This is a genomic window from Dyella sp. CR10, from assembly GCF_055814425.1.
Genome location: NZ_CP185986.1, coordinates 2,625,996 through 2,649,706, shown reverse-complemented (window position 1 = coordinate 2,649,706; position 23,711 = coordinate 2,625,996). Strand labels below are relative to the sequence as shown.

19 protein-coding genes and 1 tRNA gene are annotated in these 23,711 nt (G+C 68.0%); 17 read left to right on the top strand and 3 right to left on the bottom strand.

Annotation, left to right across the window (positions count from 1 at the left end; genetic code table 11):
- Window positions 1-17 precede the first annotated feature (17 nt).
- Genes ACNR9O_RS11970 through ACNR9O_RS11955 form a run of 4 tightly spaced genes read left to right on the top strand, consistent with a single transcriptional unit; the run spans window position 18 to window position 4,137 of the window.
- The gene (locus tag ACNR9O_RS11970) at window positions 18-1,079 is read left to right on the top strand and encodes an SPOR domain-containing protein (protein WP_473680238.1); all 1,062 of its coding nucleotides are present in this window, start codon (window positions 18-20) and stop codon (window positions 1,077-1,079) included.
- A 17-nt stretch (window positions 1,080-1,096) separates the two neighbouring features.
- The gene (locus tag ACNR9O_RS11965) at window positions 1,097-1,777 is read left to right on the top strand and encodes a CvpA family protein (RefSeq protein WP_473680240.1); all 681 of its coding nucleotides are present in this window, start codon (window positions 1,097-1,099) and stop codon (window positions 1,775-1,777) included.
- Window positions 1,778-1,796: 19 nt separating this feature from the next.
- Window positions 1,797-3,272, top strand: coding sequence for an amidophosphoribosyltransferase (gene purF / locus ACNR9O_RS11960; RefSeq protein ID WP_473680242.1), 1,476 nt, complete (start codon window positions 1,797-1,799; stop codon window positions 3,270-3,272).
- Window positions 3,273-3,327: 55 nt separating this feature from the next.
- Complete coding sequence (locus ACNR9O_RS11955) at window positions 3,328-4,137, top strand: ferritin-like domain-containing protein (protein ID WP_473680244.1); 810 nt, start codon at window positions 3,328-3,330, stop codon at window positions 4,135-4,137.
- 3 nt (window positions 4,138-4,140) lie between these two features.
- Here the strand turns inward: ACNR9O_RS11955 and ACNR9O_RS11950 are convergent, their stop codons facing one another.
- Window positions 4,141-4,926, bottom strand: coding sequence for a DUF4349 domain-containing protein (locus ACNR9O_RS11950; RefSeq protein WP_473680246.1), 786 nt, complete (start codon window positions 4,924-4,926; stop codon window positions 4,141-4,143).
- A gap of 113 nt (window positions 4,927-5,039) precedes the next feature.
- A tRNA-Pro gene (locus tag ACNR9O_RS11945) sits at window positions 5,040-5,116 on the bottom strand.
- Between the two features lie 167 nt (window positions 5,117-5,283).
- Between ACNR9O_RS11945 and hisS the strand changes: the two genes are divergently transcribed.
- From hisS to ACNR9O_RS11930, 3 genes are read left to right on the top strand one after another with little or no spacing between them, the layout of a single operon-like run.
- Window positions 5,284-6,657: a histidine--tRNA ligase gene (gene hisS / locus ACNR9O_RS11940; RefSeq protein ID WP_473680248.1), complete on the top strand. Its 1,374-nt coding sequence runs from the start codon at window positions 5,284-5,286 to the stop codon at window positions 6,655-6,657.
- The gene (locus tag ACNR9O_RS11935; protein WP_473680250.1) at window positions 6,654-6,989 is read left to right on the top strand and encodes a hypothetical protein; all 336 of its coding nucleotides are present in this window, start codon (window positions 6,654-6,656) and stop codon (window positions 6,987-6,989) included. Before hisS ends, ACNR9O_RS11935 begins: the two co-directional genes overlap by 4 nt.
- Before the next feature lie 28 nt (window positions 6,990-7,017).
- Window positions 7,018-8,907, top strand: coding sequence for an HAL/PAL/TAL family ammonia-lyase (locus ACNR9O_RS11930; protein WP_473680252.1), 1,890 nt, complete (start codon window positions 7,018-7,020; stop codon window positions 8,905-8,907).
- Window positions 8,908-9,005: 98 nt separating this feature from the next.
- Here ACNR9O_RS11930 and ACNR9O_RS11925 read toward each other — a convergent pair whose 3' ends face one another.
- Window positions 9,006-9,623: a DUF998 domain-containing protein gene (locus ACNR9O_RS11925; protein ID WP_473680255.1), complete on the bottom strand. Its 618-nt coding sequence runs from the start codon at window positions 9,621-9,623 to the stop codon at window positions 9,006-9,008.
- 150 nt (window positions 9,624-9,773) lie between these two features.
- On the opposite strand from ACNR9O_RS11925, the gene ACNR9O_RS11920 reads away from it, so the two are divergent.
- The 10 genes from ACNR9O_RS11920 (at window position 9,774) to ACNR9O_RS11875 (ending at window position 23,703) form a co-directional block, all read left to right on the top strand.
- Window positions 9,774-10,106 carry a YerC/YecD family TrpR-related protein gene (locus tag ACNR9O_RS11920; protein ID WP_473680257.1) on the top strand — a complete coding sequence of 111 codons (333 nt, stop codon included), beginning with the start codon at window positions 9,774-9,776 and terminating at the stop codon, window positions 10,104-10,106.
- On the top strand, window positions 10,103-10,996 hold the full coding sequence (gene hisG / locus ACNR9O_RS11915) for an ATP phosphoribosyltransferase (RefSeq protein WP_473680259.1): 894 nt from the start codon (window positions 10,103-10,105) through the stop codon (window positions 10,994-10,996). Before ACNR9O_RS11920 ends, hisG begins: the two co-directional genes overlap by 4 nt.
- The gene (gene hisD, locus ACNR9O_RS11910; protein WP_473680261.1) at window positions 10,993-12,300 is read left to right on the top strand and encodes a histidinol dehydrogenase; all 1,308 of its coding nucleotides are present in this window, start codon (window positions 10,993-10,995) and stop codon (window positions 12,298-12,300) included. The genes hisG and hisD overlap by 4 nt, the downstream gene beginning before the upstream one ends.
- Window positions 12,297-13,358, top strand: coding sequence for a histidinol-phosphate transaminase (hisC, locus tag ACNR9O_RS11905; RefSeq protein WP_473680263.1), 1,062 nt, complete (start codon window positions 12,297-12,299; stop codon window positions 13,356-13,358). Before hisD ends, hisC begins: the two co-directional genes overlap by 4 nt.
- On the top strand, window positions 13,355-14,419 hold the full coding sequence (gene hisB / locus ACNR9O_RS11900) for a bifunctional histidinol-phosphatase/imidazoleglycerol-phosphate dehydratase HisB (protein ID WP_473680265.1): 1,065 nt from the start codon (window positions 13,355-13,357) through the stop codon (window positions 14,417-14,419). The genes hisC and hisB overlap by 4 nt, the downstream gene beginning before the upstream one ends.
- 1 nt (window position 14,420) lies before the next feature.
- Window positions 14,421-15,011 carry an imidazole glycerol phosphate synthase subunit HisH gene (gene hisH, locus ACNR9O_RS11895; RefSeq protein WP_473680267.1) on the top strand — a complete coding sequence of 197 codons (591 nt, stop codon included), beginning with the start codon at window positions 14,421-14,423 and terminating at the stop codon, window positions 15,009-15,011.
- Window positions 15,008-15,736 carry a 1-(5-phosphoribosyl)-5-[(5-phosphoribosylamino)methylideneamino]imidazole-4-carboxamide isomerase gene (gene hisA, locus ACNR9O_RS11890; RefSeq protein ID WP_473680269.1) on the top strand — a complete coding sequence of 243 codons (729 nt, stop codon included), beginning with the start codon at window positions 15,008-15,010 and terminating at the stop codon, window positions 15,734-15,736. The genes hisH and hisA overlap by 4 nt, the downstream gene beginning before the upstream one ends.
- Complete coding sequence (gene hisF / locus ACNR9O_RS11885; RefSeq protein ID WP_473680271.1) at window positions 15,730-16,500, top strand: imidazole glycerol phosphate synthase subunit HisF; 771 nt, start codon at window positions 15,730-15,732, stop codon at window positions 16,498-16,500. Before hisA ends, hisF begins: the two co-directional genes overlap by 7 nt.
- Window positions 16,501-16,513: 13 nt before the next feature.
- Window positions 16,514-17,146 (top strand): bifunctional phosphoribosyl-AMP cyclohydrolase/phosphoribosyl-ATP diphosphatase HisIE, encoded by a 633-nt coding sequence (gene hisIE, locus ACNR9O_RS11880; protein WP_473680274.1) that lies wholly within the window; start codon window positions 16,514-16,516, stop codon window positions 17,144-17,146.
- A 242-nt stretch (window positions 17,147-17,388) separates the two neighbouring features.
- Window positions 17,389-23,703, top strand: a complete 6,315-nt coding sequence (locus ACNR9O_RS11875) for an autotransporter outer membrane beta-barrel domain-containing protein (protein ID WP_473680276.1) — start codon at window positions 17,389-17,391, stop codon at window positions 23,701-23,703.
- Window positions 23,704-23,711 lie beyond the last annotated feature (8 nt).

Sequence of the window (23,711 nt, the reverse complement as noted above, 5' to 3'; positions counted from 1 at the left end):
TCGCCTTGGAGCCTGTCTTGAAAACACGCCTGCTGGGTGCCGCCGTCCTGATCGCGCTGGCGGTCCTGTTCGTGCCGATGTTCTTCTCCAGTACTCCGCCGGGCACGGGTGGCGATGAAACGGTGAGCCTGGCGATTCCGCCGGCACCTGACCGCGATCTGCAGACCCGCACGATGAGCCTCACCCCAGGCGCAGCGCCGGCCTCCACGGCCGCCGCCGCGCCGCAGCCGGCGTCTTCCGCCGCGGGGCAGGCCGCCACGCCGGCCGGTTCCGACCAGCTGGCCACGGTGAACATCGGTTCCAATCGTCCGCGTGACGTGGAAACCGACCCGGCCGCCGCGCAGAAGCCCGAACCGACCACCGTCAATCGCCCTGGCACCCCGGGCCAGCCGGTGATTCCGGCGCAGACATCGGCTCAGGCCGCCAAGCCAGCCGCGCCGCAGCCGGTGATTCCCGCCCAGACCAAGCCCGCAGCCAGCACGCCTGTCGCGACCACGCCGGCGCCGGCGCCCGAGCCGCCCGCGGCGACCGCCGCCCATGGCCGCTTCACCCTCAATCTCAGCGCTTATGCCTCGACCACCAGCGCGCAGAACCTGGTGCAGCGCGTGCGCGCGCTGGGCTATCCGGCCGCCGGCCGGCCGATCAACCAGGCCGGCAAGTCGCTGACCCTGGTCACCGCTGGCCCGTTCGAGACGCGCGCCGCCGCCGAGGCGGCACGCCTGAAGATCACCCAGACCATCCCGGGCGCGCCGGCCCGCCTGGAAGGCAGCGCCAGCACGCCGACCCAGGACGACGCGCCGGCCGCTGCGCCTGCACCCGCGGCGGCCAAGCCGGCCGCCCGCGCCGGCGGCTGGGCGGTGCAGGTTGCGGCGATGGGCAGCCAGGCTGACGCCAATGCATTGCGCGACAAGCTGCGCGCCAACGGCTTCGACGGCTACGTCGATACGGTCAACGCCGGCGGCAAGCAGCTGTGGCGCGTGCGCGCCGGTCCGCAGACCCAGCGCGACGACGCGGTAAGCGTGCGTGACCAGATCAAGGCCAAGCTCGGCCTTGCCGGCAACGTCGTCAGCGCCCCCTGAACGCACAGACCGCCGCCGTGAACTGGGCCGACTACATCATCCTGACGGTGCTCGGCGTGTCGGTCTTGATCGGCCTGTGGCGCGGCCTCATCTCCGAGGTGCTCGGGCTGGCGATCTGGGTTGGCGCGGCATGGCTGACCTGGCTTTTCGGACCGCAGATGTCGGCGCTGTATGCGCACAAGATCGAACTGCCTTCGGCGCGCCTGGCGGCCGGCTACGGCACGTGCTTCGCGGCCGTGCTGATCGCCGGCGTGGCGCTGCGGTTCCTGGTCGGCAAGCTGGTGCAGGGCACCGGCCTGAGCGGCACGGACCGGTTGCTGGGCATGCTGTTCGGCCTGGCGCGCGGCGTGCTGGTGGTGACGGTGGGCGTGTTCCTGGTCAGCCTGACCGCGCTCGTCCACGATCCGTGGTGGCAGCAATCGATGTTATTGCCGCAGTTCAAGGGAGTGGCTGCATGGCTGGGCGAGCAGGTGCCGGGCAGCGCGAAGCGCTACCTTCAGCCTTCCGCCGTGATGGACCAGCTTCCGGCTCTGCCGAATCAGTTGCCGGCTTTGCCGGATCATCTGCCGGCCTTGCCGAACCAGCTTCCGGCGCTGCCGGCGGCGCTGCAGGGCCTCGCGCCCGTGCCGGCGGCCGCACGCAGCGCACGCGACCCGGCGTCGGTGGACGCCGTGCCGCGCCAGACAACGAATCCCTAAAGCTCTACAGGCAACAACCATGTGCGGAATCATCGGCATCGTCGGTACCACCGAAGTGGCATCGGCCCTCTATGACGGCCTGACGGTGCTGCAGCACCGCGGCCAGGACGCGGCCGGCATCGCCACCGTGGAGGGCGCGCGGCTGCGGCTGCACAAGGGCAACGGACTGGTCCGCGACGTGTTCAGCCAGAGCTCGATGAGCGGGCTGCGCGGGCGCATCGGCCTGGGGCATTGCCGTTATCCGACCGCCGGTTCCGAAGGCTCGGCCGAGGCGCAGCCGTTCTATGTGAACTCGCCCTACGGCATCGCCTTCGCGCACAACGGCAATCTGGTGAACACCGAGACGCTGCGGCGCGAGATGTTCGAAGACGACCGCCGCCACATCAACACCGATTCGGATTCCGAAGTGCTGCTCAACGTGCTGGCGCACGAGCTGCAGATCCAGGACCGGATGGCACTCACGCCCGACCACATCTTCAAGGCCGTGGCCGGCGTGCATGCCCGCGCCCGTGGCGGTTATGCCTGCCTCGCGCTGATCCTCGGCTACGGCCTGCTGGCGTTTCGCGACCCTCACGGCATCCGTCCGCTGGTGCTGGGCGAGCGCGTCACCGCGGAAGGGCGCGAGTACGCGGTGGCCTCCGAGTCGGTGGCGCTGGACATCCTGGGCTTCAAGCGCCTGCGCGACGTGGAACCGGGCGAGGCGGTGTTCATCAGCGAGGACGGCCAGCTGTTCAGCCGCCGCTGCGCGGAGAGCGCGACGCATGCGCCGTGCATCTTCGAGTACGTCTACCTGGCGCGTCCGGATTCGATGATCGAGAACGTCTCGGTCTACAAGGCGCGTCTGCGCATGGGCCAGAAGCTGGCCGAGAAGATCCTGCGCGAGCGCCCTGACCACGGCATCGAGGCGGTGATCCCCATTCCGGATACCGCCCGCACCGCCGCGAGCGCGCTGGCCGAGGCGCTGGGCGTGCCGTTCCGCGAGGGCTTCGTCAAGAACCGCTACATCGGCCGCACCTTCATCATGCCGGGGCAGGGCGAGCGAGTGAAATCGGTGCGCCGCAAGCTCAACCCGGTCGAGCTGGAGTTCCGCAAGAAGAATGTGCTGCTGGTGGACGACTCCATCGTGCGCGGCACCACCTCGCGCCAGATCATCCAGATGGCGCGCGACGCCGGCGCCAGGAACGTGTTCTTCGCCTCCGCCGCGCCGCCGGTACGCTATCCCAACGTGTACGGCATCGACATGCCGGCCGCGTCGGAGTTGGTAGCCGCCGGCCACACCGAGAAGGAAGTGGAGAAAATGCTCGGCGCCGACTGGCTGATCTACCAGGATCTGAAGGACTTGTTCTGGGCGGTGCAGGATGGCAATGAATCGTTGACCCAGTTCGACGCTTCGTGCTTCAACGGCGAGTACATCACCGGCCTGGACAAGCAGTACCTGGAGCAGATCGAAATGCTGCGCTCCGACGACGCCAAGGCCGCGCGGCGCAGCGCGTGACCGTTGGCAGGTTGGGGTTCGCCTGCGGCTCGCCCCAACCTCCATGCTCTTCGCTATGAACGACCTGTACCAAGCCGCGAGGCGCTGCCTCGACGCCACCGATCCGGCGGAAAAGCTGCGCCTGACGCATGAAGCCTGGGAGCAACTGCTCGCTGGCGAACTGATCCCCGATCCAGCCTCGCCGGCGCCCGTGCCGATCGGTGCACCCGGCCGCCCCGAGCGACCGCGGCTTGTGCATGCGAGCAAGGTGCCCAACCGTGGTCTCGGCACGCCGGACGGACGCGCTGCCCTGGTGCACGCCGTCGCCCATATCGAGTTCAACGCGATCAACCTGGCCTGGGACGCGGTCTATCGCTTTCGCGGCAAGCCGGACGCCTATTACCGCGACTGGGCCAGCTGCGCTCACGACGAGGCTCGCCATTTCGCCATGCTCAGCGGGCGCCTGGCGGAGCTGGGCCACGCCTACGGCGATTTCGACGCGCACAACGGTTTGTGGGAAATGGCCGAGAAGACGGCGCACCACGACACGGCGCGCATGGCACTGGTGCCGCGCGTGCTCGAAGCGCGCGGGCTGGATGTCACGCCTGGCATCATCGAGCGCCTGCGCACGGTAGGCGACGAACGCACCATCGCGATCCTGGAAGTGATCCTGCGCGAAGAAGTGGCGCACGTCGCCGCCGGCACGCGCTGGTTCCGCCATTGCTGCGAGCGCGACGGGCTCGAGCCGCGCGAAACATTCATCGGCTTGCTGCGCGACTACATGGGGCGCACGCCGCGCGGTCCGTTCAACCGATCGGCGCGGCTGGAGGCGGGCTTCGACGCCGAGGAAATGGACCGGCTGGCCGAACTCGCGCTGCTCGACTAGCGCTCACCCGCGGCGCCGCGCGAAACGGCGCCATAGCCACAGCCAGAGCAGCAGTAGCGGGAAGCCGAGCAGCACGAACGGCAGGCCGTAGCTTATCGCCTCGATCGCGTTGGCCAGGCCGTCCACGAATTGGTCGAACACGCCACTGAACGACTGGCGCAGGCGCGCGCCGCGCGTATCGGCATCGGCTGGGCGAAGCTTCAAGGTCAACAGATTGGTGGCGATGCGGTGCTGCTGTCCGGCCGATTCGCGCTCCAGTGCCTGCAACTCGCTTTCCGCGGCCGCCTGTTCCTTGCCCAGGGCAATCAGGTCGGCCACGGTCAGGTCCTTGCGCGTGGCCAGTTCGTCCAGGCGTTTCTGCTGCATCTTCAGGCGCTCCTGCTGGCGTTGGTTGTCGGCCACCGCGGGCGCAAGGTCTTCGGCCGACGTCTCCCGTTCACCGACTTCGCCGCCCTTGGCCGCGAGCGCTACCAGCGGCTCCACGCCCGCCGGCACGATGCGTACGGTGATCGAGGTGTTCCAGCTCGACTGCTCGATGCGCAGCACATGGCATTCGCCCAGGCGTGCCGACTCGCAGGCGGTGCGCGTCTCGTCCAGGCGTGGGGCGATCGCTTCCGAAGGCAGGCGCAGGGTGAGGCGGTGTTCGTACGCCAGCAGGGTGCCTGCCTTGTTCTTTTCGCCGCTGATGCCGGCCTGCGGGGTGACTTCCTGCTTGTGCGAGCAGGCGGCGAGCACCGGCACCAGCAGCAGGGTCGGAACGATCGTCCGGATCGAAGCGAGACGGGACACGGCGCACTCCTTGCGTCAGCGAAGAGAAGGTGGCGCGGAGTATGTGGGACGGCATGCGCGTCTGTCGCGCGGACATGAAAAAGCCGGCGCTGGGCCGGCTTTTTCATCGAATTTGGTCGGGGTGACATGATTCGAACATGCGACTTCTACGTCCCGAACGTAGCGCTCTACCAGGCTGAGCTACACCCCGTGGGAGCCGCGTATCTTAATGACCCTTTGAGGACTTCGCAACAGGTCCGTGTGGTCCGCCGCGAGCCGTCGTGGCCGGGGAGGGCCGGGTGGCCCTTCTGCTAACCTATGCGGCTGCCGCCACGCGTTGTCCGCGCGGCCGTTTCTACCTTCGAAGCAGAGGATTTCATGGCGCTTACCCAGGCCCGCACCATGCCCGGCGTACTCGAGCTGCTGCCGCTCGACCAGATCGCTTTCCAGCGGATGCTCGACACGATCCGCCGCAATTACGAGCGGTTCGGCTTCCTGCCGGTGGAAACCCCGGTGATGGAGTATTCGGACGTGCTGCTGACCAAGACCGGCGGCGAGACCGAGCGCCAGGTTTACTTCGTGCAGTCCACCGGCGCGATGGAGCAGGGCGAGAAGCCGGAGCTGGCGCTGCGTTTCGATCTCACCGTGCCGCTGGCGCGCTATGTGGCCGAGCACGAGCACGATCTGAGCTTCCCGTTCCGCCGCTACCAGATGCAGCGCGTGTATCGCGGCGAACGCGCTCAGCGCGGTCGCTTCCGCGAGTTCTACCAGTGCGACATCGATGTGATCGGCAAGGACGGCCTGTCGGTGCGTTACGACGCCGAATTGCCGGCGGTGATCTATAGCGTGTTCCGCGAGCTGAACATCGGCGCGTTCACCATCCAGCTCAATAACCGCAAACTGATGCGCGGCTTCTTCGAGAGCCTGGGCGTGGCCGATGCCGAGCAGCAGACGCTGGTGCTGCGCGAAGTGGACAAGCTGGACAAGCGCGGCGCCGACTATGTGCGCGACACGCTCACTGGTGAGGCGTTCGGCCTGGCCGCCGACGTGGCAGAGAAGATCCTTGCCTTCGTGCAGGTGCGCTCCACCTCGCTCGAGGATGCGTTCGCCAAGCTCGATGCGCTCGGCCCAGGCCCGGAGTCGATGGAGCAGGGCCGCGCCGAACTGAAGGAGGTGCTCGGCCTGATCCGCGATTTCGGCGTGCCGGACTCGCATTTCGCGCTGAATCTTTCTATCGCGCGCGGCCTGGACTACTACACCGGCACGGTCTACGAGACCACGCTCAACGACTACCCGCAGATCGGCTCGATCTGCTCCGGCGGCCGCTACGAGAATCTCGCCGGGCAGTACACCAAGTCGCGTCTGCCGGGCGTGGGCATTTCGATCGGTCTGACGCGCTTGTACTGGCAGCTGCGCGACGCCGGCCTGATCAATACCGCGCGCAGTACGGTCGACGTGCTGGTGACGCAGATGGACGAGGCGCAGATGCCGGCCTATCTGGCGCTGGCCAACGAACTGCGTGGTGCCGGCATCGCCACCGAAGTGGTGCTGGAAGGCGGCAAACTGGGCAAGCAGTTCAAGTACGCCGATCGCGCCGGCATTCGCTTCGTGCTGGTGCTGGGTGGCGACGAGCTGGCCAAGGGCGTGGTCACGGTCAAGGACATGCGTCGCGAGGACCAGTTCGAAGTACCGCGCGCCGAACTGATCAAGACGCTGCGCGTGGAGCTGGCCCAGGCCGAGATCGCGCCGTGATGCGAGCGCGGGCGCTGTTGCTGACGGCAGCGTGCGCGCTTTCCGGCTGCATCGCGCAGACCGATGTGCGGCGCCTGCAGCCGGGCGTCTACGAAATCACCCGCACCGATTGCGGGTTTCCCTCGGATGCCGACATCGCGCGGCGCCTGCGCCCCGAACTCGAACGGGTCGCCGCCGCGCGCTGCACGAAGGGCTACGACCTGGACGAGCCCGAGCTGCATATGGGCGACATGCGCGGCTCGGCGGTTACCGGCGAATGCCCGACGACCGTCATGCGCGCCGTGGCTCGCTGCCGCGGCGCCGCCTCCCACGATTCCCTTTCCCCACTCTGACCGGCGCCCCCGGGCGCGGAGCTTATGTATGAGCGTTGAGCAGATCCGACTCGATGGCAGCAGCCTTACCCGCGCGCAACTGGTCGCCGCCGCCCGGCGGGGCGTGCCGGTAGTGCTGGATGAGGGCCAGCTGGCGCGCGTGCAGCGCGCGGCGGATTTCCTTGCCGACAAGGTGAGCTGTGGCGAGCCGACCTACGGCGTCACCACCGGCTTCGGCAGCAACGCCGACAAGCTGCTGGGCGCGCATCGCTTGCGCGACGAACTGGCGGGAGGCCACCCGGACAAGCCGGAAGGCACCTTGCTGGAAGAGCTGCAGCACAACCTCATCACCACCCATGCCGTGTGCGTGGGCAAGCCGTTCGCCGAAGACGTGGTGCGCGCCATGCTGGTGATCCGCATCAACACCTTGATGCGCGGCCATTCGGGCATCCGCGTGGATACCTTGCGCGCACTCGCCGCGCTGCTCAACAGCGGCGTGGTGCCGGTCGTGCCGGAAAAGGGTTCGGTTGGCGCCAGTGGCGATCTTGCGCCGCTGTCGCACCTGGCCATCGTGCTGCTGGGCGGCGGCGAGGCGTTCTACCAGGGCGAGCGTCTTGCCGGTGCCGAGGCGCTGGAGCGCGCGGGCCTGGCGCCGATCCGCCTGTCCTTCAAGGAAGGCCTGGCGCTCAACAACGGTACCGCGCAGATGCTCGCCACGGCGGCGCTGGCGCTCGATACGCTGGAATACTTGCTGGACACCGCGGATCTGGCCGCCGCCATGACGCTCGATGCCTTCGCTGGCCGCAGCGGTGCGTTGCGGCCCGAGGTGCATGCGCTGCGTCCGCATCCCGGCCAGGTCGAGACGGCCGAGCGCGTGCGCGACCTGCTGACGGAAAGCACGCTGGTCGACATCCCGTATCACCTCGTACCCCGCTTCAAGCAGTGGGCGTCCGATGCGTGGACGGCGCCGGAAGATCAGGCGCTCAGCTTCGATATCGGCTGGGACTGGGTGCCCGCCAACCAGCGCCATGGGCGCGAAGCCTTCTATAGCCGCTTCCTGCCGTTCAAGGGTGGCAAGAAGCACCAGCCGCAGGATGCCTACTGCCTGCGCTGCATGCCGCAGGTGCACGGCGCCGTGCGCGATGCCTGGGCGCAGGCCTGCCGCGTGATCGATATCGAACTCAATGCGGTCACCGACAATCCGCTGATCTTCCCCGACGCTGAGGGTGCGCAGTTCATCGAGGAGCAGGTGATCTCCGCCGGCCACTTCCACGGCATGCCGCTGGCGCTGGCGATGAGCTACGTCAAGGCGGCGATTCCCGTGCTGGCCTCGATCTCGGAGCGTCGCCTCAACAAGCTGGTCGATCCGGCCACCAACGATGGCCTGCCGGCGTTCCTCACCGGCAACGAGGACGGTACCGATTCTGGCTTCATGATCGTGCAGTACACGGCCGCCGCGCTGGTCAACGACCTGGCGACGCGGGCGCACCCGGCCAGCGTGTATTCGGTGCCGACCAGCGCCAATGCCGAGGACCACGTCTCGATGGGTGCCAATGAGGCGCGCCATGTGCTGGAGATGTTGGATGACCTGAGCCATGTGATCGCGCTGGAGCTTTACACCGCCGCACAGGCGCTGGATTTCCGCCAGACCATGCTCAATGCGGCGCGCCGCCTTGCTTCGCGCGGCGACTGGCGGGCGCTGGCGGCGAAGATCTCCAATGCGCCGCGCGAGGATCATCCGCATTACGCGCAGTTCGCGGATGAGGTACGGCAGCTGACGTCGGCGTTGGCTGGCGTGGGTGATTTCCATGCGGGCGCCGCCGTGCGCAAGGCGCATGACGTGCTGCGTGGTCACATCGGTTTCATGTCGCGCGATCGCGCGATGGATGGTGATGTGCGTACGGTGTGCGAGTTGGTGCAGCGCCGGTCGGTTGGCTGATTTTCCGCTTGCGGCTGCATTGCATGCCGCCCTCTCTCCCCGGGGAGAGGGCGGGGTAAAGGGGCGGGCGGAGCGAGATGCTTCGTCGCTTCCGCGGATTACCCTGAAACGGCGCGCCGCATATGCCGCGCGGCCCACGTCAGCCACGCCAGGATCAGAGCGATTGCCAGCTTTTGCATCAGCCCTTGAGGCAGGTCGCGCAGGAAAACCTGGAGCCAGAGCGCGGCGGTAGCGAGCCACCCCATGATCCAGCCCGGCATGCTGCCGGCGCTCAATCGCGGATCGCTGCGCCAGCGGGCGCCAAGCAGCAACATGCCGAAACTCAGCCACAGGAAAGTGGCTTGGGCGGCGAGGCCGTGGATCAGGTGCGCCTGGTTCTCGCGGGCGGTGCCGATGAACAGTTCGGTGATGGCAACCATGGGCAAGGCCAGTCCCGCGCCGGCGAACAATGCCGAAGCCAGGCGGCTGCGCAGCGACGGCCAGGTGGCACGGTAGCCGCCCAGGGCGAAGGCCAGCAGAGCCGCGGAGATCAGGTAGTAGGCCAGGCGCAGGTAAAGGCCGCCGGGGCCGGTCAGGTAGAAGCTCAGCGGGGCGGCTAGAGGGTCCAGGTCGGTGCGCAGGAACTGGAGCGCACCGGCTGCCGCGGCGAAGGCCACCACGGCGAGCGAGAGCAGTCGTGAAGCAGGGGCGATCGGCCAAGTGTCGCGGGCGCTCATGGGTCGGTGCTCCGGTAAGTCGCAGGATTGTACGGATTCCCCGCAGGTCGCGGCCTCTGGGTTTTCGACAACGTCCCAGTCCGCGCGGGCTTGCCCGCCCGCCAAGGCGCGCGTATAGTCCGCTCCACTGTATTAACGCGTTAGTACATTATGAAGCGTCGATCGCTGGATCCCGAACAGCCTGCCGAGTCCGCCGAGCTCAGTCTCTGCGAGGCTTTGCTTTCGCTGAAGAACACCGAAGAAATGAATGCCTTCCTGCGTGACCTGTGCACTCCGGCCGAGCTTGAGGTGCTGGTCGATCGCTGGCGGGTGGTGCCTTATCTGCTCGACGAAGTGCCGTACCGCGAGATCCACGAACGCACCGCGGTGAGCATCACCACCATCGGGCGCGTGGCGCGCTTCCTCAACCAGGGCAACGGCGGCTACCTCGCCGCCGCGGCCCGCGCGTCGCGCCGCCGGGCGGCGAAGAAGGGCAAATCATGAAAAACCGCGACCGCCTGCGCATCGCGATGCAGAAATCCGGACGGCTCACCGAGCCGGCGCTGGACCTGCTCAATCGCTGCGGGCTTACGTTCCGGCAAAGCCGCGACAAGCTCTTCTGCTTCGGCGAAGGCGAGCCGGTGGATCTGCTGCTGGTGCGCGACGACGACATTCCCGGCCTGATCGCCCAAGGCGTATGCGACCTGGGCATCGTCGGCCGCAACGTGCTGAGCGAGTACAGCCTCACCGGAGGGCGCGAGGCCGAACCGCTGGCCGAGTGGCGACCGCTGGGTTTCGGCCGCTGCCGCCTGTCCATTGCCGTGCCGCAGGACATGCCATACGAGCAGCCGGCGCAACTGGCAGGCCTGCGCATCGCGACCTCGTACCCGGGCCTGCTGCGCGATTGGCTGCACAGACACGGCGTGGAGGCGGGCGTGGTGACCCTGGCCGGCTCGGTGGAAATCGCGCCGCGCCTTGGCACGGCGGACTTGATCTGCGACCTGGTGCAGAGCGGCGGCACGCTGGTAGCCAACCAGTTGCGCGAGGCCGATGTGCTGCTGGAAAGCGAAGCGGTGCTGGCCGGCCCCAAGACGCTGCCCACGGATGAGCGCGGCGACATGATCGACCTGCTGCTCAAGCGCCTGGACGGCGTGATGCAAGTGCGCGAGTCGCGCCTGCTGCTGCTGCAGACCTCGCGCCAGCAGCTGGAAGCGGTGACGCGCCTGTTGCCGGGCGGCCCGCAGCCGACGCTGCTGCCGGTGGCGGGGCAGCCCGACCAGCTGATGCTGCAGGCGCTGTGTGCCGGCGAGGTGAGCTGGCGGCAGCTGGAAGAAATCAAGAAGGCCGGTGCGCGCGAGATGTTCGTGCTGCCGGTGGAGAAGATGCTGGCATGAAACGTCTGGACTGGAACGCGCTCGACACCGCTGCACAGGCGCAGGCCCTCGCTCGCCCCGCGCAAGCGCGTGCGGAGGAACTGCGTCGAGGTGTGGAGGCGATCATCGCCAAGGTTCGTGTCGAGGGCGATGCGGCGCTACGCGAGCTGAGCGCCAAGTACGACCGTTGCGCGATCGACGCGATCGAAGTCACGGCCGCCGAGTTCGACGCAGCCGAAGCATCGCTGGCGCCGGAGCTCAAGGCTGCGATCGAAGAGGCGGCGGCGCGCATCGCCGCTTTCCACGCCGAATCCGCGCCGCGCGCCGTCGCCGTGGACACCGCGCCGGGCGTGCGGGTGGAGCGCATGCTGCGGCCGATCGCCAAGGTCGGTCTCTACGTGCCGGCGGGCAGCGCGCCGCTGCCGTCCACTGCGCTGATGCTCGGCGTGCCGGCACACATCGCCGGCTGCCGCGAGGTGATTCTGTGCTCGCCGGCGCGCGCGGACGGGCGTTGCGACGAGGCGGTGCTGTATGCGGCGCGCGTGACCGGCGTGCACCGCGTGTTCAAGCTCGGTGGCGCGCAGGCGATCGCGGCCATGGCTTATGGAACCGAAACGGTGCCGCGTTGCGACAAGCTGTTCGGCCCCGGCAATGCCTGGGTGACCGAGGCGAAGCTGCAGGTGTCCGGCGCCCCGGACGGTGCCGCGATCGATATGCCGGCGGGCCCTTCGGAAGTGCTGGTGATCGCCGATGGCCGCGCCGATCCGGAGTTCGTCGCCGCCGACCTGCTGTCGCAGGCCGAGCATGGCCCGGATTCGCAAGTCATCCTGCTCAGCCCGTCGGATGCGCTGCTGGATCGGGTCGCGGTGGAAGTGGAGCGGCAATGCGCGGCGCTGCCGCGCGCGTCGATCGCGGAACAGGCGCTGGCGCAGAGCCGGCTGATCCTGGTCGATTCGCTGGCGCAGGCCGTGGCGGTCAGCAATCGCTATGCGCCGGAACACTTGATTCTGCAGGTGGAGAATCCGCGGGCGCTGCTCGATGGCATCGACAGTGCCGGCTCGATTTTCCTGGGTGCCTGGACGCCCGAATCGGTGGGCGACTACTGCAGCGGCAGCAATCACGTGCTGCCGACCTACGGTTACGCGCGCAGCTACAGCGGCGTGTCGGTGGCGAGCTTCCAGAAGCAGATCACCGTGCAGGAGCTGAGCGCCGATGGCCTGCGCGCCATCGGTCCGTGCACGGCGACGCTGGCGGCGGCGGAGCAACTGGAGGCGCACCGCCGCGCGGTGACGCTGCGTCTGGCCGCGCTGGAGGCCAGGCCATGAGCGTGCTCGATCTGGCGCGTCCGGAGATCCGCGCCATGCAGCCGTATTCCTCGGCGCGCATGGAGGCCAGCGGCGGCGCCATCCTGCTCAATGCCAACGAATCGGCGTGGGCACCGCCGGGCGAGGCCGGCCGCGGCTGCAATCGCTATCCCGAACCGCAGCCCCCGGCCTTGGTCGGCGCGCTGGCCAGGCTTTACGGCGTACGTGAAGATCAGCTGCTGGTCGGCCGCGGCAGCGACGAGGCGATCGACCTGCTGGTGCGCGCCTTCTGCCGCGCCGGGCGCGATGCCATCGCGATTCAGCCGCCGACCTTCGGCATGTACGCGGTGTGCGCGCGAGTCCAGGATGCCGGCATCGTGGAGGTGCCGCTGGCGGCCGATTTCACCCTGGATGCCGATGCCTTGCTCGCGGCGCTGACGCCGGCGGTGAAACTGGTCTTCGTATGCTCGCCGAACAATCCCACCGGCCAGCCGGTGCCGCGCGCCGACATCGAGCGTCTGGCGCAGGCGCTGACGGGCCGGGCGTTGCTGGTCGTGGACGAGGCTTACGTGGAGTTCGCCGCCGGCGGCAGCGTCGCGGACCTGATCGATCGCTACGACAACCTGGCCGTGCTGCGCACCTTGTCCAAGGCCTGGGCGCTGGCCGGCGCACGCGTCGGCAGCTTGCTGGCGAACGCCGAGGTGATCGCTTTGCTGCGCAGGATCATTGCCCCGTATCCCTTGCCGCTACCCTGCGTGACGGCGGCGCTGGACGGTTTGTCCGCCCAGGGCCAGGCCGATGCGGCGGCGCATATCCGCACCGTGCGTGCCGAGCGCGCGCGGGTGGCGGCAGCGCTGGCCGCGCTGCCCGGCGTGCGCGCCGTGCTGCCGTCGCAGGCCAATTTCCTCGCCGTACGTTTCGACGATGCGGGCGCCGCCTATCGGCGCCTGTTCGGCGCCGGCATCGTGGTGCGCGACGTACGGCGCTATCCCAACCTGGAGGATGCCCTGCGCATCACCATCGGCACGCCGGATGAGAACGACCGCGTGCTGGACGTACTCAGTGGAGCTCTCGCGTGAGCCGCAAGATTCTTTTCGTCGACCGCGACGGCTGCCTGATCGAAGAGCCCGCGGACGAGCAGATCGACAGCTACGAGAAGCTCGCGCTGTTGCCAGGCGTGATCGCTGCGTTGCAGCGTTGCGTGGCCGCCGGCTACGAGCTGGTGATGGTCACCAACCAGGACGGCCTGGGCACCGACAGCTTCCCCGAGGTGCATTTCACCGGCCCGCACGAACTGCTGATGCGCATCATGGCGTCGCAGGGCATCCGCTTCCGCGAGGTGCTGGTCGACCGCAGCTTTCCGCACGACGGCCTGGATACGCGCAAGCCCGGCGTGGGCATGCTGCGTCACTACCTGGCGGACGATAGCTGGAGCCGCGCCGCTTCGGCGATGGTGGGCGACCGCCAGACCGACCTGCAGTTCGCCGCCAACATGGGCGTGCGCGGTTTCCTGGTCGGCCCGAAGGGGCAGGACTGGGAGGCCATCGCGCACGAGCTGCTCGACCAGCCGCGCGTGGCGACCGTGACGCGCAACACCAAGGAAACGCGCATCACCGTGCGCGTCGATCTGGACCGCGTCGCGGAGCCGAAGGCGCACACCGGGCTGGGCTTCTTCGATCACATGCTGGAGCAGATCGGCAAGCACGGCGGTTTTGCGCTGGAGCTGACATGCGACGGCGACACCCACATCGACGAACACCACACCATCGAGGATAGCGCGCTGGCCCTGGGGCAGGCGTTGCGACAGGCACTGGGCGACAAGCGTGGCATCGGCCGCTACGGTTTCGCCCTGCCGATGGACGAAGCGTTCGCCAGTGCGGTACTGGACCTTTCCGGGCGCCCGTATTTCGTCTTCGAAGGCGTATTTCCGCGCGAGCGGGTCGGCGAGGTGCCCACCGAACTGGTGCCGCACTTCTTCCGTTCGCTGTGCGAGACGCTCGGCGCGAACCTGCATCTGAGCGTGCGCGGCGACAACGCGCATCACATGGTGGAGGCCTGCTTCAAGGCCGTGGCGCGCGCCTTGCGCCAGGCCGTGCGCCGCGAAGGCAGCGAGCTGCCCAGCACCAAGGGAGCGTTGTGACATGGCGGTGGTCCTGGTCGACGCGGGCGGCACCAATATCGGCTCCGTGCGCTACGCGCTGCAGCGGCTCGGCGCGGATGCCGAGCTGACTGCCGACGCGGCGGCGATCCGGGCCGCCGACAAAGTGATCCTGCCCGGCGTGGGCGCGGCCGGTCCCGGCATGGCGCGCCTGCGCGAGCTGGGTCTGGTGGATCTGATGCGTTCGCTGACGCAGCCGGTGCTCGGCGTGTGCCTGGGCATGCAACTGCTGTGCGAGCGCTCGGAAGAGGGCGACACCGCATGCCTTGGCGTGATTCCCGCCAGCGTGCGCCGCTTCGCCGATACGCCTGCGCTGCGCGTGCCGCACATGGGCTGGAATCGCCTTGAGGTCGTGCGCGAGCACCCGCTGATCGCCGGCTTGAAGGGCGATGACTGGGCGTACTTCGTGCATAGCTATGCGGTACCGGTGGGCGACTACACCTTGGCTGCGGCCGATTTCGGCGGCGCGTTCTCCGCGGTGGTAGCGCGCGGCAATTTCCATGGCATGCAATTCCATCCCGAGCGTTCGGCCGGCGTCGGCGCGAAGCTCCTGAAGAACTTTCTCGACCTATGAGCTTTACCGTCATTCCTGCCATCGATCTGCGCGAAGGCCGCGTGGTGCGCCTGCGCCAGGGCGACTATGACCAGCAGACCACCTACGACTTCGAGCCGCGCGAGCTGGCGCGCCGCTATGCCGCCGCAGGCGCCGACTGGCTGCACGTGGTGGATCTGGATGGCGCGCGTTCCGGCCGCCTGGACAATCTGCGCGTGATCGAAGCGATCGCGCGCGACGGCATGCACGTCCAGGCCGGCGGCGGCATCCGCGGCGAGGACGATCTGCGCCGGCTGTTCGACGCGGGCGTCAGCCGCGCGGTGGTCGGCAGCGTGGCGATCCGCGAGCCCGCGCTGGTCGGCACCTGGCTGGGCCAGTACGGTGCGACGCGCATCACCGTGGCGTTGGACACGCGCAAGATAGACGGTCGCTGGGCGCTGCCGAGCGCGGGATGGACCGAGCTGGAAGCAGGCTCGCTGGACGAACTGGCGCCGTGGTATGCGGCGCGCGGCGCGCGGCATCTGCTGTGCACGGACATCGACCGCGACGGCATGCTGGCCGGTTTCAATCTGGATCTTTACCGCTATCTGGCCGAGCGCGTGCCGACCCTGGCCGTGCAGGCCTCCGGCGGGGTCCGCTCGATCGGCGACATCATCGCCGCGCGCGCGGCCGGCGCGCAGGGCGTGATCCTGGGCCGCGCACTGCTGGAAGGACGCTTCACCATCGAGGAGGCGCTGGCATGCTGAGCCGCCGCATCATTCCCTGCCTGGACGTGCGCGAGGGCAAGGTGGTCAAGGGTGTGCGCTTTCGCGACCACGTGGTGATGGGCGAGATCGTCGAACTGGCGATGCGCTATCGCGACGAAGGCGCCGACGAACTGGTGTTCTACGACATCACCGCCAGCCCGGAGGGCCGCAGCGTGGATCGCGGCTGGGTGGAGCGCGTGGCGCGCGTGATCGATATTCCCTTCTGCGTGGCCGGCGGCATCCGCAGCGTGGCGGAGGCGCGCGAGGTGCTGTATGCAGGCGCGGACAAGATCTCGGTCAACTCGCCCGCGCTGGAGCGTCCGGAACTGATCGGCGAACTCGCCGATGCGTTCGGCGTGCAGTGCGTCGTGGTGGGCGTGGACAGCCTGCGCGACGCGGATGGCGAATGGCGCGTTCGCCAGTACACCGGCGACCCGTCGAAGACCCAGGCGCTGGCGCGGCGCACGCTGGACTGGATCGAGGAAGCGCAGCGCCGCGGCGCCGGCGAGATCGTGCTCAATTGCATGGGTAGCGATGGCGTGCGGCAAGGCTACGACCTCGAGCAGCTGAGCGCCGCGCGGGCCATCTGCCGCGTGCCGCTGGTCGCTTCCGGCGGCGCCGGCGCGCCGGAGCATTTCCGCGATGCGTTCGCCACGGCCGATGTCGACGGCGCGCTGGCGGCGAGCGTATTCCACAGTGGCGCGATCGCCATCCCCGAACTCAAGCGATACCTGCGCGACGAAGGCATCGCAATACGCCTGTGAGGCAGAGCCGAACATGACCGACATGCACACCGACTTCTCGCGGCTGGACTGGGATAAGGGCGATGGCCTGTTGCCCGCCGTCGTGCAGCACTGGCTCACGGGCGAAGTGCTGATGCTCGGCTACATGAATGCCGAGGCGCTCGAACGTTCCGTGCGTGAAGGCAAGGTGACGTTCTTCAGCCGCAGCAAGCAGCGACTGTGGACGAAGGGCGAAAGCTCCGGACACGTGCTGGCACTCAAGTCGGTGCGCATCGATTGCGATGCCGATACCTTGCTGGTGCAGGCACAGCCGCAAGGGCCGACCTGCCATCTCGGCACGTCCAGCTGTTTCGGCGAGCGTGCCGACGTGGCTCCGCCGCTGGGCTTCCTCGCCGCGCTGGATCGGCTGGTCGCGCAACGCGATGCCGAGCGTCCGCAAGGCAGTTACACGACGCGCCTGTTCGAAGGCGGCGTGCGTCGTATCGCGCAGAAAGTCGGCGAAGAAGGCGTGGAAACCGCGCTTGCCGTCGTGGCCCAGGACGACGACGCGCTGCTCGGCGAAGCGGCCGATCTGGTCTTCCATCTGATGGTGGCCCTGCGCGCGCGCGGCCTCGGCATGCGCGAGGTATGCCAGGTACTGGAGGCTCGTCATCACCCGGCTTCCTGAGGCCGGGCAGCCATGGATGGACTTGCGCAATGGTGTTGAGACAGCTACAAAGCCCCGCGACACCTTGGAAAGAAAAATCTTAGGTCGAAGTTGTCGTATGCGTGTCGTTTGGGAAGGAACGACTGTCCGGCAACAGGGGGCGAGCCTGCAGGGTTCGTGCGGAAGCGTTTCGATGATTGGGGCTGGGGCCCGCGACGGGCCCTCGGCGGCAGTTCGCCGCCGGGACATCGAAAGAGGGCTGCATGAACACGATCTACCGGGTGGTGTGGAGTGTCGCGCGCGGCGTATGGGTAGTGGCTTCCGAACTGGCGGTGCGGCGTGGACGCCAGGGGCGGAGCCCGCGGCGCAGTCCTCTCGCGCAACTGGCCGTTCCGGTCATTTCTTTCGCACTGGCCGGCACGAGCCTGGCGCAATCGGTGACGCTCGGGGTCTACGATCCCACCGTCAACGACAACAAGGTCGGACAGCAATATGTGGGCACCGGTGGTGCCGCTGCGGCCGGTGCCACCTTGACCTTTACCGGTCCGCAGCAGTTTCTCGCCGGCGACAGCGGCGCGCGCAGCGTCACGCTGGGCAGCCTGAATACGGGCGGCCTGATCGTCGGCGGCGCACAGTGGATCGGCGCAGCCCGGCTCAATCCGGGCACGCAGAACTTCGGCGTCACCGTGCCGGACCCGATTACCGGTGGCACCCGCGTGGTATCGACTTACGCGACCGGCAATCTGACGCCGCTGTCTCCGGTGGACGCCAGCACGACGGTACCGAACGACGTCGAAGTGGGCAGTGCTCAATACATCGATGCCCGCGTCGGCACCGTGAACTCCACCGGCGGCACGATCAACGTCAATATCGGCACCGCCGGTGCGGCTTCCACGGCCAGTACCAACGGCTGGACCATGGCGTTGAAGCAGTCTTCGCTGTTCTATGCCGACGGCAGCGCCAGCGCCGCCAGCGCGCTGCATTGGCAGTCCGCCAACCGTATTTCGTTCGTCGGGGACGTTGCCAGCCCCTCTCAGCCGCAGACGTATTCCGTCACCTACGTCTCGCAGTACGGCGGCTCGTTCAGCGTGACCACGCTGGACGGCAAGACGAATGCGCAGACGGTCAACAACGACAGCGACCTGCGCACCTATAACGACTGGCTGATCGGGCAGATCCGCGCTGGCAACCTGGATCCGACGCAGTACAGCAACGAGTTCGCCAAGGCCTATACCTCGTCGACGCAGACCATCAGCTACAGCATGGCGGTGACGAATACAGCGGACGATATCTATCAGCCGATCGGCCTGCGCGTGGTGATGCATGCGATCGGCAACAATGGCACGGCGACCGTCGATGCCGGCGGCAAGCTGGAGGTGTCCAACGCGAACGGCGGCGCGATGCGTGCCGAAAGCGGCGGCACGCTGACCAACAACGGCACCCTGGCGACGACCCACACCAGCGGCGACGGCACGGCGATGTTCATCACCGGCAGCAGCTCGGGTACGAACAACGGCGTGATCAACGGCAATTTCTTTCTCAACCCCAACGGCAGCACAGTCGATGGCGCTTACGGTTCCAACGTGGTGGACCTGGCCGCCGCCAGCGCGTTCACCAACAACGGCATCATCAACCTTGCTACGGGCGCGACCAATGGCGCTGGGGCTTCGGCCGGCATTCGGCTCAACGGCAACAGCAATGCCAACAACACCGGCATCATCAATGTCGGCGTGACCGGCAACAAATCCAACGGTTCCATGACCGGCGTGCTGCTGGCCGACGGCACCGGGCAATTCACAAATACGAGCACCGGCACGATCTACATCGGCCGCGGGCCGCAGACCAGCGCGGGCACCGCGCCGGCCGACGTAGCGGTGAACCAGGGTACGCTCACCGCAGGCATCACGGTCAACGGCAACGCCACGGCGAACAACCAGGGCAACATCACCATCGGCAGCCGCACCCAGAACGCGGCCGGCATCGTGGTCGCCAACGCGCCCAACGCCACGGTGACCAACAGCGGCACCATCAACATCAACGGCAAGGCCACTACGGTGCCGCGCGAGAACGACGGCATCCTGGTTACCAACGCCGGTGCCGGCGGCGGTATCAGCAATACCAGCACCATCAATCTCAATGGCGTGAACGGCGTGGGCATCAAGGTGCTCAGCACCAACGCCAGCGCATCGACAGCCAGCTCCAGCGGCACCATCAATGTGGCCGGCGGCGCCGATCCGGGCAGCGGCACGCGCAACTTCGGCGTGTGGGTGGAAGGGCAGGCATCGGGCACGGCGACGGCCAATGTCAGCGGTCCGGTGAATCTGCTGGGCGATGGCGCCATCGGCATCCATGCGCGCGGGCGCGCCACGGTCGACGTGCTGGCCGGCGCCGAACCGACCTTTGCCAGCGGCACCAAGCAGATCGCGTTCTTCGCCTACGGCACGAACGCGAAGATCAATGTCGCCAGCACTTCGCTCAACGTGACCACCGACGGCTCCACGCTGTTCCGCGTCGAGAACGGCGCCACTTTCGATGGCACGGGGTTGAGCCTCACCGCGTCCGGCGCCAACGCGCAGACCGTGCTCGGCTCGGGCGCGCCATCGGTGGTGAATACGAAGGACGCGCAGATCCAGGTCACCGGTGCGGGCGCGACAGGGGTGGTCATCGAAGGCGGTGCGGTGGGCAATATCGATGCGGCTACGAGCATGCATTTGTCGGGCACGGGTTCGGTGGCGGGTATCGCCGACGGCCAGAAGCACAGCCTGACCGGTGCGGCCACGGGCTCGCCCGTCGGAAGCACGTCGCTCACCACCGCCGCGACACTGACCGAAAGCCAGGCCTCCCTGACCGGCTACATCGCACGCAACAGCGCCAAGCTCACCAATACGGGCAACATCACCTTCACCGGCGCGCATGCCACCGGCATCCGGGTGGAGTCGGGCGCTACGGCCACCAACAGCGGCAATATCGCGGTGCAGGACGGTGGCACCGGTATCGTGGTCGACGGCAGCAGCGGCAACGCCGCGACGACCGCGAACACCATCGGAACGATCGCGGTCAACGGCGGCAGCGTGGCCGATCGCACGCGTGGGGTGATCGCTACCGGCGCCAAGGCCGTGGTGAACCTGCAGGACGGTGCCAAGGTGCAGATGAACGGCGTGGGCGCCGTCGGCGCCGAAGCGGTGAATGCCGGCACGGTGAATGTATCGGCGAGCGCGCTGCCGGTGTTCTCCAGTACGGACCAGATCGCATTCCATGCGCTCGGTGCCGGCGCGAAGATCAACAGCTCGGCCAGCGCCATCGACGCCGGCACGGCGAACGCAACCATCTACCGGATCGACGACGGCGCGGCCTTGAGCCTCAGCGGTTCGCCGGCGCTGACGTCGTCTGGCGCCGGAGCGCGCGGCATTACCGGTTCGGGCGCGGGCACCACGGTGACCACCGGGACGGCCCTCTTCAATGTGAGCGGCGCCGGTGCGTCGGGCCTCGAACTTGATGGCGGCGCGACCGGCACGCTGAGCGCCGGTTCGAGCGTCAACCTCAGCGGTACCGGCAGCATCGGCGGCATCGTCGACGGGCAGAAGACCGATATCTCGGGCAATGCCGTCGGCGCGCCGGTGGCCACCACGCTGACCAGCAGTGGCGCGGTCAGCGGCGCTGGTGCCAACGCGGTGGGTTTCGTCGCGAAGAACCAGGGCGCAGTGTCGAATGCCGGCACGGTCGATCTGACCGGTGCGGGCAGCACCGGTGTGTGGCTGCAAGGGTACGGCACGCTCACCAACACCGGCAGCATCCATGTCGCCGATGGCACCGGCATTCGCGCCGAAGGCGCGCAGTCGCTGATCGCGGGGCTGGGTGCGGTCACGGTGGATAATGGCGTGGCTGGCATCCGCCTGCTCAATGGCGCGCAGACCAGCATTGACGGGCAGGGCGGCAGCGTGATCGCGCATGGCAGCGCGCATGCCGTCCTGCTGGACACGGGGGCGTCGTCGCTGACCGTCGCCAACGCCACGTTGACCGCCGATGGCAGCGGCAACGGCATCGAGAATGCGGCGGAGATCGGTGCGGTGTCGCTCAAGGGTGTGACCATCAACGCCGGCAACGGTGCGGGCATCCGCACGGCCACGGCGCTGGATCCGGCATCGACCGTCACTGTGAATGTCGCCGGCGCAGGCACCGGTTTCGCGTTCCGCAACGCGGACGGTTCCGTCGCCAGCGGCGCGCTGGATCTCAGTCAGAACTATGCGATCAACGCGAATGGCGCGGGCGCCACGGGCATCCAGGCACTGACCGCCGGCGCGGTGACCACGGCGGCTACCGTAAACGTGACCGGTGCTTCCGGCGGCTCCGCGCTGGTGGCAGGAACGACATCGAGCACGACCAACACCGGCAAGCTGATTTCCGCCAGCACCGCGGCGCCGGTGGTGGATCTGTCCAACGGCAGCGGCACGCGCTTCAGCAATACCGGCACGATCCAGGCCGGCAGCGCGACGGGGCCCGCCTTGCGCGGCAGCGCCGGCAACGATGTCGTCGCGCTGGCGGGTGGTTCCGTGCAAGGCGACATCGCTACCGGCGACGGCAGCGACCAGTTCAGCTGGACCGCCGGCACGCTCAACGGCAGCTTGAGCATGGGAAACGGAGCCAGCAATCAGGCGCTGGTGAAAGGCGTGGACCTGTCCAGCACTTATCACCTGGCCGCGGGCACCGGCGCCGGCAATACGCTGACGCTGGACAGCGTCCAGTCGCGGGGCGGCTCTTTCGCCGCGGACGATCTCGGCAAAGGGGTGAACCTGGGCACGGGATGGAGCACGATCAATTTCACCGGCACGCGGTTCACGCTCACCGATAACCTGAAGCTGTCGCATAGCGCAGTGAACATCGATGCCGGTTCCACGCTCTACGCGGGCGACAACGTGCATCCGGTCATCGCCGGCGGTTCGCCCGGCAGCGTGCAGGTCACCAACGCCGGGCTCGTCGATCTGACCAATGGCACGGGTTCGCCCGGCAACAGCCTGGCCATCGATGGCGATTACCTGTCGCAGGCCGGACGCGTCGACATGATCAGTACGCTCAACTTCGGCGGCGCCCTGAGCGGACAGTTCACCGATCGCCTGCTGGTGCAGGGCAATGTCTCGCTGCCGGGCGGCCCGACCATCCTGCACGTGACGCCGTCCGCCGCCAGCACCGGCGCGCTGACGGATTTCAACCACAACAGCGCGGTGGATGCGAACGAGGGCATCTCGATCGTGCAGGTGGCCGGCAGTTCCACCGCGGATGCTTTCCGATTGGCGGGCGGCTATCTCTCCGCCGGACCGTGGCAGTACGGCCTGTATGCGTTCCAGCCTGGCTCCAGCGCGGCATCGCAGCGCGTGGTGGCGGGCAGCGGCAATCAGTTCTGGGATTACCGGCTGGCGAACATTTATGTGTGCCAGAGCGATTGCACGCCGGTGAACACGGCCCATCCCGAACCCGTGCCGCCACCGGGCGAACCACCCGCGCCGCAGCCGCCTGTGGTGTCGGAGGCGGTGCCGCCGGCGCCCACCCAGATGCCGGACGACGGCTGCGTCGTGAACGGCATCGATCGGTGCGCGCCGGGCCGGCCGGCGGTGACGCCGCAGGTGCCGGCCTACATCTCCGCGCCGGGCGCGCTGGCTGCGTACGGCTTTCGCATGCTCGATAACCTGCACAAGCGGCTGGGCGAGATCCGGCACGAGTCGGTGCCGGACGACGGGCTTGGCGGCGAAGCGTTCGCGCGCTACATCGGCGGCGATTACACCTATCACACCGATGTGAGCTTCAACCGCTTCGGCTACGACTACGACCAGCATGTGAGCGCGCTGCAGATCGGCGCGAACATCCTGAATATCGACAGCGAGAAATCGGCCATGCGCGCCGGCGTGGCGTACACGCACGGGCGCACGCGCCTGGAGCCGAAGGCGGCGGACGGCTACAGCCGCACCAAGTTCTACAGCAACAGCATCGCCGCTTTCCTCACCTGGCAGCACGTCAACGGCTTCTATGTGGATGGCGTGGTTTCCGGCGAGCGGCACCAGGGCGACGTGGACGTCGCGCGCATGCAGGACATCGGCCGGCTGCGCGCGACCGGCTGGACCGCGTCGGTGGAAACCGGCTATCCGTGGCGCCTGGACAGCGGCTACATGATCGAGCCGCAGCTGCAGCTGGCGCGCCTGCATCAGCGCGTGGACACGCTGGTGGACCGCGACGGTACTCGCGTGAGCTACAACGACTACGACCAGACCGTGGGCCGCCTCGGCGTGCGCCTTACTCGCACCTGGGACCGCGGTGGCGACCGTTTCGCCACGCCGTATCTGCGTCTGAACTACATCAAGGGCTGGGGCGGGCGGGCGCGGGTGACGGTGGCTGCCGACGCCACGCCTGCGCTGGGCCAGACCTTCCTTGGCGGCGCGTACGGCCAGGCGGTGGAGCTGGGTGTGGGCGGTACGTATTCGCTGGGCCGGCAGTGGTCGTTCTACGGCGAGGCCGATTACCAGAAGGAGATCGGCAGCGCCGGTGTGCGCGGCTGGGGCATCAACCTGGGCGCGCGCTGGAACTTCTGAGGTGCCAG

Excerpts from the sequence above, each read along its gene's own strand:
- purF (WP_473680242.1), top strand. The coding sequence starts at position 1,797 with ATGTGCGGAATCATCGGCATCGTCGGTACCACCGAAGTGGCATCGGCC.
- ACNR9O_RS11955 (WP_473680244.1), top strand. The coding sequence starts at position 3,328 with ATGAACGACCTGTACCAAGCCGCGAGGCGCTGCCTCGACGCCACCGAT.
- hisS (WP_473680248.1), top strand. The coding sequence starts at position 5,284 with ATGGCGCTTACCCAGGCCCGCACCATGCCCGGCGTACTCGAGCTGCTG.
- ACNR9O_RS11930 (WP_473680252.1), top strand. The coding sequence starts at position 7,018 with ATGAGCGTTGAGCAGATCCGACTCGATGGCAGCAGCCTTACCCGCGCG.
- ACNR9O_RS11925 (WP_473680255.1), bottom strand. The coding sequence starts at position 9,623 with ATGAGCGCCCGCGACACTTGGCCGATCGCCCCTGCTTCACGACTGCTC.
- ACNR9O_RS11920 (WP_473680257.1), top strand. The coding sequence starts at position 9,774 with ATGAAGCGTCGATCGCTGGATCCCGAACAGCCTGCCGAGTCCGCCGAG.
- hisG (WP_473680259.1), top strand. The coding sequence starts at position 10,103 with ATGAAAAACCGCGACCGCCTGCGCATCGCGATGCAGAAATCCGGACGG.
- hisD (WP_473680261.1), top strand. The coding sequence starts at position 10,993 with ATGAAACGTCTGGACTGGAACGCGCTCGACACCGCTGCACAGGCGCAG.
- hisC (WP_473680263.1), top strand. The coding sequence starts at position 12,297 with ATGAGCGTGCTCGATCTGGCGCGTCCGGAGATCCGCGCCATGCAGCCG.
- hisH (WP_473680267.1), top strand. The coding sequence starts at position 14,421 with ATGGCGGTGGTCCTGGTCGACGCGGGCGGCACCAATATCGGCTCCGTG.
- hisA (WP_473680269.1), top strand. The coding sequence starts at position 15,008 with ATGAGCTTTACCGTCATTCCTGCCATCGATCTGCGCGAAGGCCGCGTG.
- hisF (WP_473680271.1), top strand. The coding sequence starts at position 15,730 with ATGCTGAGCCGCCGCATCATTCCCTGCCTGGACGTGCGCGAGGGCAAG.
- hisIE (WP_473680274.1), top strand. The coding sequence starts at position 16,514 with ATGACCGACATGCACACCGACTTCTCGCGGCTGGACTGGGATAAGGGC.
- ACNR9O_RS11875 (WP_473680276.1), top strand. The coding sequence starts at position 17,389 with ATGAACACGATCTACCGGGTGGTGTGGAGTGTCGCGCGCGGCGTATGG.